At 44.1% G+C, this 19687-nt stretch carries 23 protein-coding genes; 12 read left to right on the top strand and 11 right to left on the bottom strand.

What is annotated here, in order from left to right; all coding sequences use genetic code 11:
* The 5 genes from B2W60_RS11450 to yacG are packed head-to-tail and all read left to right on the top strand — an operon-like array spanning position 1 to position 3724.
* Positions 1-1236, top strand: a complete 1236-nt coding sequence (locus tag B2W60_RS11450) for a type II secretion system F family protein (protein ID WP_292360463.1) — start codon at positions 1-3, stop codon at positions 1234-1236.
* A gap of 4 nt (positions 1237-1240) precedes the next feature.
* Positions 1241-2110 (top strand): prepilin peptidase, encoded by an 870-nt coding sequence (locus B2W60_RS11445; protein ID WP_292360465.1) that lies wholly within the window; start codon positions 1241-1243, stop codon positions 2108-2110.
* A gap of 1 nt (position 2111) precedes the next feature.
* A complete protein-coding gene (gene coaE / locus B2W60_RS11440; protein WP_292360467.1) occupies positions 2112-2720 on the top strand; it encodes a dephospho-CoA kinase in 609 nt (202 codons plus the stop codon).
* Between the two features lie 45 nt (positions 2721-2765).
* Positions 2766-3536, top strand: coding sequence for a cell division protein ZapD (zapD, locus tag B2W60_RS11435; RefSeq protein WP_292360469.1), 771 nt, complete (start codon positions 2766-2768; stop codon positions 3534-3536).
* Positions 3537-3538: 2 nt separating this feature from the next.
* On the top strand, positions 3539-3724 hold the full coding sequence (gene yacG / locus B2W60_RS11430) for a DNA gyrase inhibitor YacG (protein ID WP_292360471.1): 186 nt from the start codon (positions 3539-3541) through the stop codon (positions 3722-3724).
* Here the strand turns inward: yacG and mutT are convergent.
* The 6 genes from mutT to B2W60_RS11400 all read right to left on the bottom strand — a co-directional run bounded on the left by mutT (position 3721) and on the right by B2W60_RS11400 (position 8245).
* Positions 3721-4122 (bottom strand): 8-oxo-dGTP diphosphatase MutT, encoded by a 402-nt coding sequence (gene mutT / locus B2W60_RS11425; RefSeq protein WP_292360473.1) that lies wholly within the window; start codon positions 4120-4122, stop codon positions 3721-3723. The genes yacG and mutT overlap by 4 nt on opposite strands.
* A 3-nt stretch (positions 4123-4125) precedes the next feature.
* Positions 4126-4311: a zinc-finger domain-containing protein gene (locus B2W60_RS11420; RefSeq protein ID WP_292360475.1), complete on the bottom strand. Its 186-nt coding sequence runs from the start codon at positions 4309-4311 to the stop codon at positions 4126-4128.
* 18 nt (positions 4312-4329) lie between these two features.
* Positions 4330-5442 carry a quinolinate synthase NadA gene (gene nadA / locus B2W60_RS11415; RefSeq protein ID WP_292360477.1) on the bottom strand — a complete coding sequence of 371 codons (1113 nt, stop codon included), beginning with the start codon at positions 5440-5442 and terminating at the stop codon, positions 4330-4332.
* Between the two features lie 40 nt (positions 5443-5482).
* Complete coding sequence (gene aspS / locus B2W60_RS11410; RefSeq protein ID WP_292360478.1) at positions 5483-7267, bottom strand: aspartate--tRNA ligase; 1785 nt, start codon at positions 7265-7267, stop codon at positions 5483-5485.
* A 71-nt stretch (positions 7268-7338) separates the two neighbouring features.
* Positions 7339-7971, bottom strand: coding sequence for a DUF502 domain-containing protein (locus B2W60_RS11405; RefSeq protein ID WP_292360480.1), 633 nt, complete (start codon positions 7969-7971; stop codon positions 7339-7341).
* Positions 7972-7978: 7 nt separating this feature from the next.
* A complete protein-coding gene (locus B2W60_RS11400) occupies positions 7979-8245 on the bottom strand; it encodes an FmdB family zinc ribbon protein (RefSeq protein ID WP_292360481.1) in 267 nt (88 codons plus the stop codon).
* 895 nt (positions 8246-9140) lie between these two features.
* On the opposite strand from B2W60_RS11400, the gene B2W60_RS11395 reads away from it, so the two are divergent.
* The 6 genes from B2W60_RS11395 (at position 9141) to B2W60_RS11370 (ending at position 13317) form a co-directional block, all read left to right on the top strand.
* Positions 9141-9587 carry a plastocyanin/azurin family copper-binding protein gene (locus B2W60_RS11395; protein ID WP_292360483.1) on the top strand — a complete coding sequence of 149 codons (447 nt, stop codon included), beginning with the start codon at positions 9141-9143 and terminating at the stop codon, positions 9585-9587.
* 166 nt (positions 9588-9753) lie between these two features.
* Complete coding sequence (petA, locus tag B2W60_RS11390) at positions 9754-10350, top strand: ubiquinol-cytochrome c reductase iron-sulfur subunit (protein ID WP_339612411.1); 597 nt, start codon at positions 9754-9756, stop codon at positions 10348-10350.
* Between the two features lie 5 nt (positions 10351-10355).
* Positions 10356-11561, top strand: a complete 1206-nt coding sequence (locus B2W60_RS11385) for a cytochrome b (protein WP_292361025.1) — start codon at positions 10356-10358, stop codon at positions 11559-11561.
* Positions 11558-12268 carry a cytochrome c1 gene (locus tag B2W60_RS11380; RefSeq protein ID WP_292360487.1) on the top strand — a complete coding sequence of 237 codons (711 nt, stop codon included), beginning with the start codon at positions 11558-11560 and terminating at the stop codon, positions 12266-12268. Before B2W60_RS11385 ends, B2W60_RS11380 begins: the two co-directional genes overlap by 4 nt.
* Before the next feature lie 33 nt (positions 12269-12301).
* Positions 12302-12922: a glutathione S-transferase N-terminal domain-containing protein gene (locus B2W60_RS11375; protein ID WP_292360489.1), complete on the top strand. Its 621-nt coding sequence runs from the start codon at positions 12302-12304 to the stop codon at positions 12920-12922.
* The gene (locus B2W60_RS11370) at positions 12922-13317 is read left to right on the top strand and encodes a ClpXP protease specificity-enhancing factor (RefSeq protein ID WP_292360490.1); all 396 of its coding nucleotides are present in this window, start codon (positions 12922-12924) and stop codon (positions 13315-13317) included. Before B2W60_RS11375 ends, B2W60_RS11370 begins: the two co-directional genes overlap by 1 nt.
* Position 13318: 1 nt before the next feature.
* Here B2W60_RS11370 and B2W60_RS11365 read toward each other — a convergent pair whose 3' ends face one another.
* From B2W60_RS11365 to B2W60_RS11355, 3 genes are read right to left on the bottom strand one after another with little or no spacing between them, the layout of a single operon-like run.
* Positions 13319-14698, bottom strand: a complete 1380-nt coding sequence (locus B2W60_RS11365) for a sigma-54-dependent transcriptional regulator (protein ID WP_292360493.1) — start codon at positions 14696-14698, stop codon at positions 13319-13321.
* A gap of 8 nt (positions 14699-14706) precedes the next feature.
* A complete protein-coding gene (locus B2W60_RS11360) occupies positions 14707-16167 on the bottom strand; it encodes a sensor histidine kinase (RefSeq protein WP_292360495.1) in 1461 nt (486 codons plus the stop codon).
* Positions 16168-16220: 53 nt separating this feature from the next.
* Positions 16221-16904, bottom strand: a complete 684-nt coding sequence (locus B2W60_RS11355; protein ID WP_292360497.1) for a hypothetical protein — start codon at positions 16902-16904, stop codon at positions 16221-16223.
* A gap of 201 nt (positions 16905-17105) precedes the next feature.
* On the opposite strand from B2W60_RS11355, the gene B2W60_RS11350 reads away from it, so the two are divergent.
* Positions 17106-17438, top strand: coding sequence for a DUF302 domain-containing protein (locus B2W60_RS11350; RefSeq protein WP_292360499.1), 333 nt, complete (start codon positions 17106-17108; stop codon positions 17436-17438).
* Between the two features lie 41 nt (positions 17439-17479).
* On the opposite strand, the gene B2W60_RS11345 is transcribed toward B2W60_RS11350, so the two are convergent.
* On the bottom strand, positions 17480-18355 hold the full coding sequence (locus tag B2W60_RS11345) for a quinoprotein dehydrogenase-associated putative ABC transporter substrate-binding protein (protein WP_292360501.1): 876 nt from the start codon (positions 18353-18355) through the stop codon (positions 17480-17482).
* Positions 18356-18491: 136 nt separating this feature from the next.
* Positions 18492-19687: PQQ-dependent dehydrogenase, methanol/ethanol family (locus B2W60_RS11340; RefSeq protein ID WP_292363974.1), on the bottom strand; the 1196-nt coding region annotated here is incomplete at its 5' end.

Raw genomic sequence — 19687 nt, 5'->3', positions numbered from 1 at the left:
GTGGCTACAGCAAGTAAACCTAAAAAAGCCGAGCTGCCGACGTTATATTTATGGCAGGGCACAAATAAATCTGGCCGCAAGGTTAAAGGCCAGCAAGCTGGTGAGAGTGTGCAGGCTGTCCGAGCAGATTTACGACGTCAGGGCATAACTCCCGGTAAAGTGCGCCGTAAACCCAAAGATTTATTTGCTCCCCGTAAACCCAAAATCAAACCGGTTCATATCGCCATTTTCAGTCGAATGCTGGCCACGATGATGTCATCCGGTGTGCCAATGATGCAATCATTGCAAATCATTGGTGAAGGCCACGAAAATGCCAGCATGCAGGAAATGATTCTGGCTATTAAAGCCGATGTGGAATCAGGTACCAGCCTGGCAGAATCATTGGCAAAATTTCCATTACACTTTGATGATCTGTATATCAGCTTGATCAATGCCGGTGAACAGTCCGGTACGCTGGAAGCCCTGCTTCACGAAATCGCAACCTACCAGGAAAAAACCGAAGCACTGAAATCCAAAATCAAAAAAGCGCTGGTATACCCTACCGCCATTATGGTGGTGGCGTTCATTGTGACGGCTATTTTAATGATCTTTGTTATTCCGCAGTTTCAGGCGTTATTTACCGGTTTCGGTGCGGACTTGCCTGGCCTGACCAAAATAGTCATCAGTATTTCTCAGGTATTCCAGGACTACTGGTGGTTAATTTTCGGCAGCATTATCGGTTCTGTAATGGGCTTTATGGCAGCCCGCAGACGTTCCCGGAAAATCCAGCATTTTATGGATCGAATGCTATTAAAATTGCCCGTCATCGGTGATGTCTTGACCAAAGGTGCTATTGCACGTTTTGCCAGAACCTTTTCCGTTATGTTCAAAGCCGGTGTGCCGATGGTGGAAGCAATGACTTCGGTAGCTGGGGCTACTGGTAATATTGTTTACAACGAAGCTACTTTGGAAATGCGCGATGATGTCGCCACGGGTACACAGTTAAATAAAGCCATGACCGACACCGAACTGTTTCCTAATATGGTGATTCAGATGGTGTCGATTGGTGAAGAATCCGGTTCACTCGACGCGATGCTGGCCAAAGTGGCCGATTTTTTTGAACGTGAAGTGGATGATGCTGTTGATAATATGACGGCGTTAATGGAGCCCTTTATTATGGCATTCCTGGGTATTTTGATCGGTACGCTGGTTATTGCCATGTACTTGCCGATTTTCAAACTCGGCGCAGTCGTTTAATCCTATGTCGCTTATTTATCTGCTGGAAACCTCCAGCACATTTTTTATTGTCAGTACTTTTATTCTGGGTTTATTAGTCGGCAGTTTTCTCAATGTGGTGATTCATCGTCTGCCCCTTATAATGCAGCGCGAATGGGAACAACAATGCCATGACTTAATTGGTTCGGCGGCCCCTAAATCAGATGAGCTGACATTAAGTAAACCCCGCTCTCGCTGTCCGCATTGCGGTCATGCCATTACCGCATTAGAAAATATTCCGGTTATCAGTTACCTGATACTCAAAGGCCGTTGCAAAGACTGCAAAGCACCGATTTCGAAACGCTATCCACTAATTGAGTTGCTGACCGCTATTATTTCAGCGTTGGTTGCATGGCATTTTGGGTTTGGGATTGCAGTCTGTGGCGCGTTACTTCTAAGCTGGGCTTTGCTGGCATTGACATTTATTGATGTGGATCACCAGCTGTTACCGGACAGTATTACCCTGCCATTATTGTGGCTGGGGCTTTTCTTTAATCTATTTGGTACATTTACCGATATCAGTTCGGCCGTGATTGGTGCCATCGTCGGCTATCTTGCCCTCTGGCTGGTCTATCATGGCTTTCGCTTGGTAACCGGTAAGGAAGGCATGGGCTATGGCGATTTCAAACTGCTGGCAGCTCTGGGGGCCTGGATGGGTTGGCAAGCACTGCCAATGATTATTTTATTGTCTTCTCTAGTGGGTGCATTGGTCGGTATCAGCCTGATTCTGTTAAAACAGCAGCATCGGGATAATCCGATTCCATTTGGGCCTTATCTTGCCGCAGCAGGTTGGTTAGCCCTGGTGTGGGGAGAAAGCCTGACCAGCGGTTATTTGAACTGGAGCGGGTTAAGCTGAAATGGTATTTCGGGTTGGCCTTACCGGAGGCATCGCATCGGGCAAATCAACGGTCTCAACGTTATTCGAAAATCTGGGTATTGAGGTCATCGATGCCGATAATATTGCCCGTCAGCTGAGTCAACCCGGTACGGCTGAATATCAATCCATTGTTCAGCAGTTTGGTGCTGATTATCTGCTGGCAGATGGGCAGTTAAATCGAGCCGCATTACGCAAACGGTTATTCTCTGATCGCAGGGCCAAACAGACTTTAGAACAAATTCTGCATCCATCAATCCGCCAACAGCTTTTGCAACAGGCTGCAGACGCCACGGGCAGTTACTGTATAGTGAGTATTCCTTTATTGATTGAAGCGAATATGCAGTCTTGTGTGGATAGAATTCTGTTAGTAGATGTAGATCACGAAACCCAACTGGCACGTCTGCAAACCAGAGATCAGCTTTCCGTTGAAGAGGCCATTCAACATCTTGCGGCTCAATCAAATCGTGCAGAGCGATTGCAATATGCTGACGATATCATCGACAATAGCGATGGAATTGAAAAATTGAAATTTCAGGTCACACAACTGCATGCGTTATATTGTCAGTTGGCTGAGGCAGCAGAACATTAAATCAGGTCAAAATGCTGACCTTATGGCGAAATCATAAAACACACTATGTCTGACGTAATTACATACGAACAACCTCTCAATGAACGCATCAGAACCTTCCTGCGCCTGGAATTTCTGCTGGCACGTGTGGACTATGCCATGCAACACGATGATGAAATGAGTCATCGTGAAGCCATTGATGCCATGCTGAATATGCTGCTGGTGTTTGAACGTGGAGACATGAAATCCGAAGTCACCAAAGAAGTTGAACGGCTGATTACCAATTTATCTGCGCTGGAAAACTCGCCGGGTGTTGATAATGAGACACTGGATGCGCTGCTCGCTGAATTGGATCAGACGCTTGACGCGTTGCAAATCCGTAAATCGGCTATCGGCCAGGTGTTAAAAGAAAATGAATTTCTGTACAGCATCCGCCAGCGTTCCAGTATCGCCGGGGGCACCTGTGATTTTGATTTGCCAGCTTATCACTACTGGTTACAACACAGCTCAGTTGAACAGCGACAACAACAGCTGAATTATTGGCTGGAACAGTTTGTTGCTGTTCGCGGAGCAATCAATATCAGTCTCAAGCTGATTCGTGGCAGTTCTGGTTTTTCTACGGCTCAAGCAGAGAAAGGCTTTTATCAGCGCAGTCTGGATAGTAATTTACCCACACAATTGATTCGGGTTCGTATACCGGCCTCAACACCTTACTACCCTGAAATCAGCGGCGGTAAACACCGTTTTACAGTACGTTTTATGACGTTTGATATCAATCAGCGTCCCCAACAAATTAATGATGATGCGGATTTTCAGCTTAGCTGTTGCACGATGTAATTATGGTTTTGAAAGTAAATTGTCCACAATGCGGACGTAAAGTGGAATGGACGGACGAAAACAAATGGAAGCCGTTCTGTTGTGAACGTTGCAAACTCATCGATCTGGGCGAGTGGGCTGCGGGCAATCATCGCATTCCCGGTGAACCGGTTATCGATCCTGAAGATGATCCCAACTCGTTTCACTAAACCACGTAAAGTCTTTGCAGTCGCTCTATAATTTCCACGTTCGCAGCAGGAAACTCTTTTTCTTTTAAATCTGCTAAAGCACACCATTGCAATGGCTGCCCTTCCTTACCGGTTGCTTCACCAACAAAGTCGGTCACTAACCAGACATCAAGCTCGACCTGCAGGTCTGGATAATCATGAACAATCTGCATTAAGGGGTCAGCCTGCTCAACCTGTAAACCGACTTCTTCCTGAATTTCCCGCTGCAAAGCCTGTAACCGGGTTTCATCGGCTTCACGCTTGCCTCCCGGAAATTCCCACAGATCACCTTGATGCTGATGTGCATGGCGACGGGCAATTAATACCTGTTCATCATTATTAAGAATGATCGCAACCGCAACTTGTAAACGTTTTTTCATCAGTTAATTTTTCAGCACAAACAGTGTGCCGCAGTATGGACACAGCACTTCACCATGGCTTTTTATTTCAAGGTAAACACGAGGATGAGCATTCCATGCCGGCATATCCGGCATGGGACAACTGATGGGCAGATCTTGTTTGGTCACTTCATAGCGTCGCTGTGTACAGGCTTGTGTGGTCTCTGACATAACGCGCTATCTCCTGTTTTAAATCGGTAAAGCGAGCATCCGGTCCAGCGCCAGTTTGGCTTCTTTGGCAGTCACCGGATCCACTGATACCTGATTGACGACATGACCTTCTACCAGATTTTCCAATACCCATAATAAATGCTGAGGATCAACGCGGAACATGGTTGAACACATGCACACCGTTGGCGACATGAAATGTACCGATTTACCCTGATCCTGGAAACGTTCATGTAAACGATTCACCAGATTCAATTCCGTACCCACCAACCAACGGGTATTGGGTTCACTATTGGCAATAGTATTCACAATATATTCGGTTGATCCCACATAATCCGATTTCTGGCAGACTTCAAAACTGCATTCCGGATGGGAAATCACTTTGGTTTCCGGATATTTTTCCAGAAAATTATCAATTTGTTGCGGCTGGAACATCTGGTGTACTGAGCAGAAGCCTTTCCACAATATGATCTTGGCTTTTTTCAATGCTTCCGGCGTCAAACCACCCAGTGGCTTATCAAAATCCCACACCACCATCTCTTCAAGTGGAATGCCCATTTTATAACCGGTATTACGCCCTAAATGCTGATCAGGAAAAAACAGTACTTTTTCACGCTGGGCGAATGCCCAGTCCAAAACATGTGGGGCATTGGTAGAAGTGCAAACTATGCCACCATGTTTTCCGCAAAAGGATTTCAGGTCTGCTGCCGAGTTAATGTAAGTGATCGGCGTGATCATTTCGTCCGGATCCAGCACTTCACTCATTTCCTGCCAGGCCCGATCAACATTAACCCGATTCGCCATATCCGCCATTGAGCAACCGGCCGCCATATCCGGCAAAATCGCAATTTGATCGGGACGGGAAAGAATGTCCGCTACTTCCGCCATAAAATGCACACCACAGAAAACAATGTACTGAGCATCTGACTCAGCGGCATTACGGGATAATTTCAGTGAGTCACCCGAATAATCTGCGTGTTTGAAGACTTCATTGCGTTGGTAATGGTGACCTAAAATCACAAGGTCATCACCCAACTTTTGTTTAGCCTCAGCGATACGTTGATCGCAGGCCTCATCATCTATTGAGAAATAGTGTTCAAACGGGATTGCCGTTGCTGCTAGTTTTGTAGCCACTTCGCTTTCCTCTTAAAATCAAGTTGATCTGAGTGATAACTCAGGAGTCAACTGTCGGCACTTTACGTAAACGAATATTCAACTCTTTCAGTTGCTCATCGCTTACAGCACTTGGTGCATTGGTCAACAGACAGGCTGCTGATTGCGTTTTAGGGAAGGCCATTACATCACGAATCGAGGCAGAACCGGTCATCAACATCGCCAGACGATCCAAGCCAAAGGCCAAACCACCATGTGGTGGGCAACCGTATTTTAATGCCTGCAGTAAAAAGCCAAATTTCTCTTCTGCTTCTTCCGCCGGTATCCCCAGCATTTCAAATACTTTTTGCTGAACATCAGTTTTATGAATACGAATTGAACCACCGCCCAACTCTGTACCATTTAACACCATGTCATAAGCACGAGACAGACACTTGCCCGGATCGTTGCTTAATAAATCAATATCTGATTCACGCGGCGCAGTAAACGGATGATGCAAGGCATACCAGCGCTGGGTTTTCTCATCCCATTCAAACATCGGGAACTCAACCACCCATAATGGGCGCCAGCCATGTTCAACCATATTCAGGTCATGCCCGATTTTGACACGCAATGCACCTAAAGATTCATTCACAATGGAAGCTTTATCAGCACCAAAAAACACTAAATCTCCTGATTCAGCACCGGTTCTTTGCAGAATCGCCTCTACCACGTCATCCGGCAGGAATTTCAGAATCGGTGACTGCAAGCCTTCACGTCCCACATCAATATCATTGACCTTGATGTAAGCCAGACCTTTGGCTCCGTAAATACTGACAAACTTGGTGTAATCATCAATTTCTTTACGGCTAAGTGAATTACCACCGGGAACGCGTAATGCAGCAACTCGCCCATTGTCATCATTAGCCGGTGCCGAGAACACTTTGAAATCAACCGCTTGCATCAGATCACTGACTTCAACCAGTTCCAAATCAATTCGCAGGTCCGGTTTATCACTGCCATAACGATCCATGGCTTCCGCATAAGTCATCCGCGGGAAAGGGTTTGGAAGAGGTTGTTCCAGGACATTGGCAAACAGGTCACGGATCATGTCTTCCATTAACTGCATTAAGTCCTCTTCTTCAACAAAAGAGGTTTCAATATCCAACTGAGTAAATTCGGGCTGACGGTCAGCGCGCAAATCTTCATCACGGAAACAACGCACGACTTGATAATAACGATCCATGCCAGCGACCATCAGTAGTTGTTTAAATAACTGTGGAGATTGTGGCAATGCAAAAAAGTCACCCGGATGCGTACGGCTAGGTACCAGATAATCACGTGCACCTTCGGGAGTGGCTTTGGTCAGGATCGGTGTTTCTATATCCATAAAGCCATGATTATCCAGATACTGACGCAACTGACGGATAATCTGCGAACGGAAACGCAGCTTTTGCAGCATTTCGGGGCGACGTAAATCAATATAACGATGACGCAGGCGAATGTCTTCATTGACTTCGGCCTGTTCTGTCAACGGGAAAGGTGGCGTTTCAGAACTATTCAGAATAGTGACCCGCTTGGCGATAATTTCGATTTTGCCACTTTTCAGATCAGTGTTTTCACTGCCAGCAGGACGCGGATTTACGACACCTTCAATCTGCAATACATATTCACTGCGGACTTTCTCTGCAACGGCAAAGCTTTCGGCATCTTCCGGATTACAGACGATTTGCACCAGACCTTCGCGATCCCGTAAATCAATAAAGATCACACCGCCGTGATCCCGGCGACGATGCATCCAACCTGCAACCGTTACCGTTTGTTCAATCAAAGTTTCGTTTACATCGCCGCAGTAATGGCTACGCATAATTATTCCAACATTCCAAAAATACTGTTTAACACTACACCTTTCATATAGACGAAAGATGTCCGAAATTTTTATTCTACGCTGTGCTGTTGCTGAACTTTTTTTCGATATGCCTCTGAATTTGGCACCACAACGCCCATCGAAATAATCATTTTCAGACCTTCTTCGACAGACATATCCAATTCAATCACATCTGATTCCGGCACCATCAACACAAACCCGGAGGTCGGATTTGGCGTGGTCGGAATAAAAACGCTGATAACATTGGCAATCGTCTTATCCTGCACTTCACCTAAATCATTTGAAGTCATAAATGCCAGACTCCAGACACCTTTACGCGGGTATTCAACCAGCAATACTTTGCGAAACGATTTGGCGTCTGTCGCCAACACCGCTTCCATAATTTGTTTAATCGCAGAATAAATTGTTCTGACCAGCGGGATCCTCGCTAGTTGGGACTCCCAGAAAACGACTAATCTGCGACCTAATAAATTGGCCATTATCATGCCGGTGACTAATACCATGACCACCGCCAGAACGACTCCCAATCCGGGAATATTAAAGCCCAGCAGCCTATCTGGCTGAAAAGCATCCGGCAAGAGTAATAAACTCTTATCTAAAAAACCAACAATGGCCCGGACTACCAGAAAGGTAATGCCGAGCGGCATCCAGACCAGCAGGCCTGCTATTAGGTATTTTCGCATTTAAAACTTAATGACTGCATCCAGTTCCGCAGGTATGACCCGCAGAAGAGGCACTCTCTGAAGAACCACTTTCAGCAAGGTTACGTTTAGTACCCGATTTAAAATCGGTTTCATACCAGCCCTGCCCTTTGAGACGGAAACCCGCCGCTGAAATAAGTTTTTTCAGGCTGGGTTGATTACAGGCCGGACAATCCACCAGCGCATCATCACTGATCTTTTGCAATGCTTCAAAATTATGATTACAGGCATCACAGCGATATTCATAAAACGGCATGAGGTTTTACTCCCTAAATAATGAATCAAAAAAAAACGCTGCTTATAGATGCGGCAATATAAATTAGTTTCAAGCTTTCAAAGCGCTTGATTATACCGAAAAATTACTCTTTCAGTCTCTGGCATTTTCACAGAGAATTCTGAAAGCACTTAAACTTATATGATGCATCTTATTTTATAACCTCTAAGCGCTTACCGGCACCCAATATGTTTTCATAATATCGGTTTCAGATCTTCGTACCCGACGCTGATAATGTTGAGGTTAAAAACACAGGAAAACCATCCATTAATCTCCATTCTTATCTAGGGTCTGTTGATCTTTCAGAGCCACCACTGCTGGAGGCTATTTTTTCGTCCAACAAGGCGGAAATGATGCGATGTAGTTGTTCTACATAAGTCATTTCCAAGACCGTGGGGCGGAAAAATAGTCCCAGCCCTTCGGGTTGTGGCTGAAAATCCACCACTCTGCGTTACTCGTCATTTATTTAGAACGACTACAAAAACGTCGGGAGCGTTTTTGAGCGTCAGCCCCGAAGGGGTAAGATACACGGATGTATCTCACAAACGACATTCCTCGCGCCTTGATTGGTGCATTTTCAGTCACAACAGAGGCGGCTATGAAAGATCAACAGACCCTAGCAATCATCGCTATATATTTCAGGAAGTTGCCCAGCACTGACAGATGGAATAACCATTGTGTTATATGACACAAATTTTCGATTTAGCATGGACATATCCCCCAAACAGTCAGTATAGTTGGACGTTTTTGTGCTGGTATTGCCAAGAAAATTACGTGTTAAAACACGTGGCTAAATGTGTTCAGTGTGGGTTCAGGTTCACTATGGGAAACTGGCACCGCACTGAGGCAAATAACTCAATAAAGAGAGGAAATATTCATGAAATATGGTAAATCACTTTTGACAGCAGCAATTGGCGCAGCATCTTTATTTTCTGCTGCTGCAATGGCTGAGAATCATGTTGTTAACGCAAGTTTGACTGCTTTTGATCCTTTGGTTGTCAAAATCGCTCCGGGTGACACTGTTTCCTGGCAACAAATGAATGGTCACCTGGTAAATACTACTTTTACTGATTCAAGTGGTGAGCAAGAATTCATTCCTGAAGGCGCTGAAGGTTTCATGTCACAAATGGGTGAAAACTACCAAACCAAACCATTGACTGTAGAAGGTGTTTACCTTTACAAGTGTGACCCTCACTGGGGTGCCGGTATGGGCGGCGCGATCATTGTAGGCGAACCGACTAATTTGCAAGCCATTGTAGACTCAAAACCTAAAGGCGCATTACGTCGTTTAGTTAAAAAAGTAGAACAGGCTACTGCAGAGTAAGTCTATACTCCTCTAGAAGTACTCCTAAAAGCCCGCATAAAAATGCGGGCTTTTTTGATCCAAAAACTTCCTTGCTATGCTAGAATTTACTGGTTTTATCTCAGCAATCCCGAGACATTGATGCTCTGCTGGATTCACATTAAATAACATATCAGGGGATATTCATCTGATGAGCGACTCTATAGATACTGGCAAAAGACGGTTTTTAACCGCCGCAGCTAGTGTAGTAGGCGGTGCCGGTGCGGTGGCTGTTGCCATACCTTTTGTTTCTTCCATTGCGCCAAGCGCTAAAGCAGAAGCTGCCGGTGCCCCGGTGCAAATTGACATCAGCCAACTTGAACCCGGTCAATTATTGACTGTCGAGTGGCGTGGCAAACCGGTTTGGATTTTCCGCCGTACCGAAGAAGTGTTAAACACTCTCGTCACCTTGAACGATGAGTTGCGCGATCCACAGAGTGAACAAACCCAGCAACCTGAATATGCGCAGAACGAAACACGCTCGATCCGAAAAGAAGTTATGGTCATGGTGGGAATATGTACACATTTGGGTTGCTCACCAACCTACCGTCCAGAAATAGCCCCTAATGATCTGGGTGCCAATTGGAAAGGCGGTTTCTTCTGCCCTTGTCATGGCTCTCGTTTTGATTTGGCTGGCCGTGTTTACCAGGGTGTTCCTGCACCGACCAATCTTGAAGTGCCCCCTTATCATTTCCAGGGTGACAATGTTGTTATTGTTGGTGAAGACGCCCAAGGAGCCGCATAATGTCTATGATGGATTGGATTGATGCTCGCTTTCCTGCGACCAAAATGTGGAAGGAACACCTTTCAGAATATTACGCACCAAAAAACTTTAATTTCTGGTATTTCTTTGGTTCTCTGGCTTTATTGATTCTGGTTTTACAGATTGTTACCGGCATATTTTTAACCATGAACTATAAACCGGATGCAGAGCTCGCCTTTGCTTCGGTTGAATACATTATGCGAGACGTAGAGTGGGGCTGGTTAATTCGTTACCTGCATTCCACCGGGGCTTCAGCATTCTTTGTCGTTATCTACCTGCATATGTTCCGTGGATTGATGTATGGTTCCTATAAACAACCCCGTGAATTAATATGGATCTTCGGCATGCTTCTGTATGTCGTGTTAATGGCCGAAGCTTTTATGGGGTATTTGTTACCTTGGGGACAAATGTCTTACTGGGGTGCTCAGGTTATTATCTCTTTGTTTGGCGCTTTACCGGTTATTGGTGAAGATCTTGCTTTATGGATTCGTGGTGATTACGTTGTCGCTGATGCCACATTAAACCGCTTTTTTGCCATGCATGTCATAGCCTTGCCTATCGTCTTATTAGGTTTGGTTGTTGCCCATATCCTCGCTCTGCATGAAGTGGGTTCAAACAATCCTGACGGTGTAGAAATCAAAAAACACAAAGACGAAAACGGTAAACCTTTAGATGGCATTCCGTTCCACCCTTATTACACGGTAAAAGATCTGGTGGGCGTAGTGGTATTCCTGTTTATATTCTCTCTGGTGCTGTTCTATCTGCCAGAATTCGGCGGCTGGTTCCTTGAAAAGGATAACTTTATTCCGGCAGATCCTTTAAAAACCCCGGAACATATTGTGCCTTTATGGTATTTCACACCGTTTTATGCCATTTTGCGTGCAGTACCGGATAAGCTGTTTGGTGTTATTGCTATGGGCTTGGCAATTGTCATGCTGTTCCTGTTGCCATGGCTGGATCGGAGCAAAACCCGTTCGATACGCTATAGAGGTCCTTATTTCCGTACGGCTCTGGTAATTTTTGTTATCAGCTTCTTAGCCTTAGGTTACCTGGGAACTCAGCCAGCAACATCGCTTTACACCTTGCTGGCACAAATATTTACGGTTCTGTATTTTGCTTTCTTTCTCCTGATGCCTATCTATACGGCATTTGATAAAGATAAACCTGTACCAGAAAGGGTGACGACCAAATGAGAAATCTGACTTTAGCAGCTTTCATTTCGATATTCAGTCTGTTCTCGACACTCGCCATTGCGGCCGGTCCGTCATCCAAACTGGATCAAGTAGATATTGATTTGACCGATAAAGCCTCATTACAGCGTGGCGCTCACACCTTTATGAATTATTGCCTGAGTTGTCATGGAGCATCGTTGATGCGTTATAACCGTATGGCAAAAGATTTGGGTTTAACCGATGAGCAAGTTACCGACAATCTAATGTTTACCACTGATAAGATCGGTGAAACGATGCAAATTGCAATGCGCCCCGAAGATGCAAAAAAATGGTTTGGTGTAGCACCACCAGACTTATCTGTCATTGCACGTGCGCGGGGTACAGATTGGTTATATACCTATTTACGTACTTTCTATTTGGATAACAGTCGTCCGATGGGTACCAACAACCTTGCGTTTAAAGATGTGGGCATGCCACATGTACTCTGGGAACAACAGGGTTATCAGGCATTGGGTGAAGACGGTCATCTCAGTGTTGCACAAGAAGGTGCGCTGACTCCTCGACAATACGATATGATGAGTCGAGATCTGGTCAACTTTCTTGCCTATATCAGTGAACCATCCAAATTACAGCGATTAGCGTTAGGTAAGTGGGTTTTACTCTATCTTGCGATCTTCTTTGTTATCGCATTGGCACTGAAAAAAGCTTACTGGAAAGACGTTCACTAACGCTACATTCAGAAATAATAAGCAGTACTGCTAATGACAACACGTAATCGTAAACCACTGATGACATTGTACTCGGATGCACAATGTCCATTCAGTCACCAGACCCGCATTGTCGTTCAAGAAAAACAAATTGAATGCCAGCTTGTAGAACTTGTTGACGGCCACTGGCCCGAAGAAGTTGCTTCAGCGAATCCCTACGGGCAGGGTCCTACATTGTTTGATCGGGACATTGTGATATTTCATTCCCCAATCATTATGGAATATCTTGACGAACGTTTCCCGCACCCATCGTTAATGCCCAATGACCCTGGGGCCCGAGCTCAAATGCGACTGATGTTACATCGCCTGGAAACCGACTGGCTTGCAATGTGGCCACAATTATCAGGGCGGGATAAATCCCCGGCCACTAAAGCAAAAAAGACTTTACGTGAAGATCTGACTGTTCTGGCTCCGCTATTTGAGCAATATGACTATCTGATGAGCGATGAATTTTCGTTGATAGACTGCTATATAGCCCCATTATTATGGCGTCTGCCTCATTTGGGTATTAAACTGCCTGATTCGGCCATCGCTGTTGAACGTTATGCGCAGAAAATATTTGATAGAGCCACATTTCAAGCGAGCCTGAGCACAGCGGAGAGAGGAATGCGCTAATGAGCATGTCTTCACAAAAACCTTATCTGATAAGGGCCATTTACCAATGGTTACTCGACAATCAATCTACCCCTTATTTATTGGTCAATACAAACCATGAAGGTGTGGTCGTTCCTGAACAATACATCCGAGATGCCCGCATTGTATTGAATCTGGCCCCTGATGCAATTAGTGGTCTGAATATGGATAATGAGTGGGTGAGCTTTTCAGCCAGATTTTCTGGCAAGGCAATGGACTTATTTATTCCGGTAATTGCTATTCAGGCTATTTATGGCAAGGAAAATAATGAAGGCATGTTCTTTCCTGAGGAAGAAAACCCTACTCCTCCGACTCCACCATCAGTCGAACCAACTAAAACGACAAACGGCAAACCCAGTTTGAAACTGGTCAAATAATTTATAGTTTGTATTTTTCCATACGATAACGCATGGCCATACGAGTCAGCCCAAGCTGCCTGGCCGCCCGCGAAACATTACCAGAACTCCGGTTCAGAGCACTTTCAAGTAAATATTTCTCAACTTGATCCATCGTCATTTTTTCTATCTCTGGTAAGACCTTTTCAGAATTATCATTCTGGCTGAAAGGTCTCAATAGCAGATCGTCAAACTCAATGATACTTTGCTTGCATAGCATAACTGCTCGTTCAAGCACATTTTCCAACTCCCTGATATTGCCCGGCCAGTCATATTGTTGCATTTGACGCATGGCATCATAAGCCAGTCTTGGCTGTTCAACGCCATAGCGTTTAGCGAATTGTTCGATGAAAAACTGTGCCAGCTCCGCTATATCCTGCTGTCGATGCCTTAGAGGAGGTAGTGTTATCTCAACGACATTCAGGCGGAAGTAAAGGTCTGCACGGAATTCCCCGGAAGCAACTAACTGGTGCAGATCACGATTGGTTGAAACAATAACATGCGAGTTTACCGGTATTTCTCTTGTTGACCCCAGTCTGCGTAATTGTCGCCTTTCAATTACATTAAGTAGCTTAGTTTGGGCAGACAACGATAACTCAGCAATTTCATCAAGAAAAAGCGTACCATCTTCAGCTACTTCGATAAGTCCAGGCCGAGCTTTTGATGCTTCATTAAGGCTATAATAGCTTTCCTGGCCAAACAACTCAGCCTCTACAGCGTCATCAGGCAAAGCAGCACAATCCACATTGACGAAAGGTCGGTCATATCGATGACTGATTTGATGAAAATACCGTGCTAATACACCTTTCCCACTCCCCGTCTCACCAGTGATTAAGACCACTGGAGTGGTATCTTTATTTTTGTCCATCAGTTCAGAAAGCTGCTTGGCCTGATTCCGAATAGTCATAATCTGTTGACTGCTGCCAATGAGATTGATCAGTTGCTGTGTTTTTTGGGCGCGCTGCTCTGAAAAATCCAGCTGACGGCGAATGGCATGGTTATGTACTACTTTATCGATTGTCAGCATTAATTCATCGAGATCTACTGGCTTTTTCAGATAATCAGAAGCGCCAAATTTCATAGCACTGACAGCATCTTCCAACTCCCCGTATGCCGTCATCACGATAACAGGCAGCGTTGCCATGGGATGCCCCTCAGCACGAATTTCTGTCAATAAATCCAGACCATTACCATCCGGGAGCCTGACATCCAACAGTAAAATATCTGGAGATTCACTCTGTAATAATTTTTGGCCTGTACTGATGTTATCTGCAATTTTGGCGTGATGACCTTCCCGTTCAAGTCTGCGCTTAACAGACTTGGCAAACAGACTTTCATCCTCTATCAATAAGAAATTAAGCATAGAACATCCTATTTATTTGCCTGTTTATCATTAACGTGCAAGGTCAGTGATACTCTCGCACCACCATGAGAATTTGTCTCAAATGCTAAATCGCCATGATGTTGTTTAATGACTTTTTGTGCGAATGGAATTCCCAGCCCATAACTCAATTTTTTATGTAATTGGCTGTTTTTTTCATCCGGCTTATGAGAAAACCCACTCCCCTGATCATCAATATGTAAACCGATCATTTGAGGGGTTTCCCAATAATGAATATTGATGGATGAATCAACTGGAGAGGCTTCAATGCCATTCTGAATCAAATTAAAAATAGCCTGCTCCATCAGATTATTATCCATATTGATCTGCCTGGCTGCTTGCTGCCACCCATGACGATTTAATTGAATCGATTTCTCGGTTAGCTGCAACTCTATTAAGGACAATGCATTATCTGTCAGTTCCGTTAAGGTAACTTCGATCATATGTGGCTTTAAGGGGTGTAAATACATCAATAAGGAAGTCACCCAATTTTCCAACCTGTCGACAGCAATGATGATGTCTTTCAGAACAGCGCGGCTTTCTTCATTCGCATCGTCAATCGATACCTGTGCAGCAGCACGAATACCCGCCAAGGGATTACGAATATTATGTGCAACCAACGGTACTAACTCACCTAAAGCAGCTTGTTTTTTGGTTTCAATTAACTGATCTCTGTTACTGGCTAATTCATCTGCCATGCTATTAATAGCCTGCGACAGTCGCTGCAGTTCTTCCAGGCCTTTTAACGGGATATGATGTTTAAAGTCTCCCGTACTGATTATTTTAGCGCCTTTGGTGACATTTCTGAGCGGGGCCAGCATATTGCGACGCACAAACCATTTGGAGATACTGAGCAAAATCAGCGCCAATATGATTGGCAGTGCTTCACTGAGAATCATCTTGCCGAACATACGTTCATCAGAAGCGGTTAATTGCAACTGCTGTTGTTTCAGATAGTCCTCAATATCACTGAAAACCATTTCAAGCTGGCGGAAGGTTTGTTCTTCAAGCTGCTCATCAAGCCAAACCTTGTCTTCAGAGCTTAATTCTTCCAAATCTAGAAATCGGCTGGTTTCCTGATAAAACTTGTTATAGACATACTCAATTCTGACAATCAGAATTTCTTCCGTGGGTGTCTGCGCTAATACTTTCAACCGTAACAAATAGCTATCTATCTGATTGCGAAATTGATAATACTCTTCAATAGCCAGGACATCGTTAAGAAAGACAACATCAAAGACCTCCTTGAGCTGACGATAAAGATCGCCACGCAAATGTTGCACATGCGTGTTCATTGAACTCAAGCGAAGGGATTCTTCTGAACTTTTTTGCCAGGCTAAAGCCCAGTTAAAACTCATGAGGGCCGTCATGACAATCAGCACCACAAAACTCAGTTCATGGAACCGCAAAGCACCTTGTATGGATTGAAGCTTTTTAAAGATTCTTTTCATCTAAAAAAACGGGCTCAATGGCCCGTTTTAAGAATATTCATAGAAGTGCCACGTTATTCAGGCTTAAACCCAGTAAAGGTAACTTTCTCTTCGACTAAAATCGCCTCACCTTCCTTCCAGGTTTTACCATCAGGAACGACCGTTTTTATCTCGTAAATTTCACCTGGAATTTCTTCTGATAAGGTAAAAATATAATACTTCGAAGAATACAGTTTATAACGATCATTCTTGGGGTCATTAATATAAGGTTGCACGGTATATTGCCATGCTTTTACTTTGTCACCGTTGTAATCTACTTCAACCTGTTTTTTATCAGCACCTTCCGCAAATGACCAACGTAATAAACGTTGGAAATACCGCCATTCACCACCTGTTAAACGCTTCATTTCATGTACGTCATATTCCAGAAATAAAACGAATACACTATTACCACGTTGATCTAACCGTTCCTGATATGGACGTTTGTTCTGACCGGTAAAAAATTCAAAGTAGGTATCCGCTCGGCCGGTATTACGAATATTTTTAACAATGACATCAATGGTATCGGTGTAATCACCATCAACAAAGCTGGTTTTAGTAAATTTATATTCCAACACGCCTGGCTGGTCGATGTTTTTAAGGTGGGACTTATCAAATAACTCATTATTAATCTCTGACATACCCGGAGCTGCAAACGCTTTACCAGTTAACAGCAGCATCAATCCGAGCGAAAACACGATGTATTGATTTATTCTCACTGTTTGTTACCTCACGATTTTTTATAGGTGTTATGCTTAAACTTATATTTCAATTATTATTTTTATCTGCTTATGACTCTATTTACTCACTTAAAGATTCCCGGAATTTTGATTTCCAGTCTGTTTTTTATTATCGCATGTCAGCCTGCGAATACTAACCGAATAATTGAAATAAATAGCCCTTATAGTTACCAAGAAACCTTGGAAAACCTGAATATTGCGATATCGGAACACAACTATCGAATTATTCATAAAAGTGACATAGGCTCTGCTATCCGCGAACGCGGGGATGAAGACTTTCCTTTATCCATTGTCATCAGTTTTTGCAATATTACTTATGCAAAAGAAATGATGCTGATTAATGAACAATTGATTAATGATATGCCCTGCATTATGACGGTTCGGGAAAGTAGTAATGGAGTCATTATTGGTACCCGTTTAATGGACGAAAACGTTGCCGATAAAAAACAGGCTGAGTTTGCTGCACGAATAAACGACAACCTGAAAAAAATAATGGAGGCTACAGTTTTGTAGCCACCATTAATTTTCGGGTATCACTTTAATCGAACGTTCTACTAATCATCGTCATCCTTGCGCGGCTTTTTGGCTGGTGTAGGACTGACGTTTTCAAGCGATGGTAAATTATATTCAGCAATAATGGCATCAATCTTATCTTTGTTCTGATCGATGAATGTATTCAATAATTTATTCCATTCTCTGCTTGAGTAGCGAGTTGCCATGCTGAAACTGAATACATGCAGCTGACCCAATTCATTTAATGGATTAACTGTAATCGGCACATCAGAAACCTTCGCATAGTATCCTGCTACAGGTCCCCACATTGGAATAACATCAATTTTACCTGCAGCTAGATCTTCAATTGCTCTTCCTGGACTGGCATTCACATCACCACTCATTAATTGATAATAAGATATCTGATCGCCCAATCCCATCTCGATAAGTGCTTCAGTTGAAACAGCCCTGTCAAACAAACCTATTTTTAGTGGTCCATGTTTTTCATTTACTTCTTTCAAATCGGCAAGTTTCGTAATTTCATAACCTTCACCGCTACGATAGGCGATTGCTTCAATTGAACTGAAATACGGTTTGGTGGGCAGCATAAAATCTGTATGTTCTGGAACAGTCATGGCTAAGTCACACATGTAACCACCACGTTCTGGATGTTCTTTTTTAATGGTGTTCCGTGCAAAACCAATTCGTTGCGGAAACCAGTAATACTCAACTGGAATTCCCAGTTGCTCACCTAATAACTCCGCAATTTTATTATCAAAACCTTCCTTGTTCTTATTTGAATAAGGCATGTTGTTTGGATCAGCGCAGACTCTCAGTACTTCTTGACCTGGTAAAGGTTTCAAATTTTCTGCATTGACTGCAAACGAGGCACCCAGTAAAGCCGATGCCAGGATTGCCATTTTCTGTAGCTTAATCATTCTCTCTTCCTTATTTCTTATGGGAATAAGTGTGACACTTCATATGCCGTTTTTGTTCAAAAAAAAACCCGGCATCTATTAAAGATACCGGGTTTTCTTGTCTAACTTAAGTATATTTTTAATACACTTATTGGTCTTACAGGCTAAATACGCTCAGAATACCACCCAGGTTAGTCCAGCTAGACAGTGCACGATATGCACCAACTGCGCCAAGACCGTCTGAGTCATTTTCCAAACTTGGGATAGCCATACCGATACCAGCCCAACCACCTACACCAGACAGTACTGAAATATACTGTTTGTTGTTGTGTTTGTAGGTGTTGACGTTACCGATGATGCCAGACGCTGTTTTGAATCTCCACAGTTCACGACCAGATTGCGCATCAACTGCTTTCAGGTAACCTTCCAGTGTGCCGTAGAACACAACATCAGAGGCAGTTGCCAAAGCACCTGACCAGACTGAGAAGCGCTCTGGGTTTGACCAGACGATTTTACCTTCACGCGCATCCCAGGCAATGAAGTTACCCAAGTGTGTATCACCTTCTGGTGGGTACATGCTCAGAGTAGCACCAACGTATGGTTGACCCGCTACGTATTCAACTTCGAATGGTTCGTAGTCCATGCAAACATGGTTGGTTGGTACATAGAACAGACCGGTACGTGGTGAGAACGCTGCTGGCTGTTGATCTTTTGTACCCAATGCTGCAGGGCAGATACCAGTAGTGTTCACGTCTTCACCGTTACGTGCAGTAGAGTATTTCGCTACACGATCAGGCAGACCGGTTTTCAGGTTAACGCCAGTTGCCCAGTTAACCGCTGGGTCATATTTTTCAGCAACCAGCAATTCACCTGTTTCACGATCCATGGTGTAGGCAAAACCGTTACGGTCAAAATGCACTAACATTTTACGCATTTTGCCTTTGATTTTCTGGTCTACCAGGATGTTTTCGTTTACACCGTCATAATCCCACTCATCGTATGGGGTCATTTGGTAAACCCATTTCGCCATACCAGTGTCTAAATCACGACCAAACAGCGTCATTGTCCATTTGTTGTCGCCTGGACGTTGTACCGGGTTCCAGGTAGAAGGGTTACCTGTACCATAGTAGAACTGGTTCAGGTCAGGGTCATAAGAATACCAACCCCAGGTTGTACCACCACCGATTTTCCACTGGTCGCCCTGCCAGGATTTTAATGAAGAATCCTTGCCAACCGGTTTCAGCATAGACATGGTTTTTTCTGGATCAACTAACATTTCATCATCAGGACCGACGCTGTAAGCTTTGTACTGCACGTTACCGTCTAAATCGTAAGCTTGTACATAACCACGGA

This window comes from Methylophaga sp. UBA2496 (assembly GCF_002341635.1).
Lineage (GTDB): Bacteria > Pseudomonadota > Gammaproteobacteria > Nitrosococcales > Methylophagaceae > Methylophaga.
This window is presented reverse-complemented; position numbering and strand designations above follow the sequence as displayed.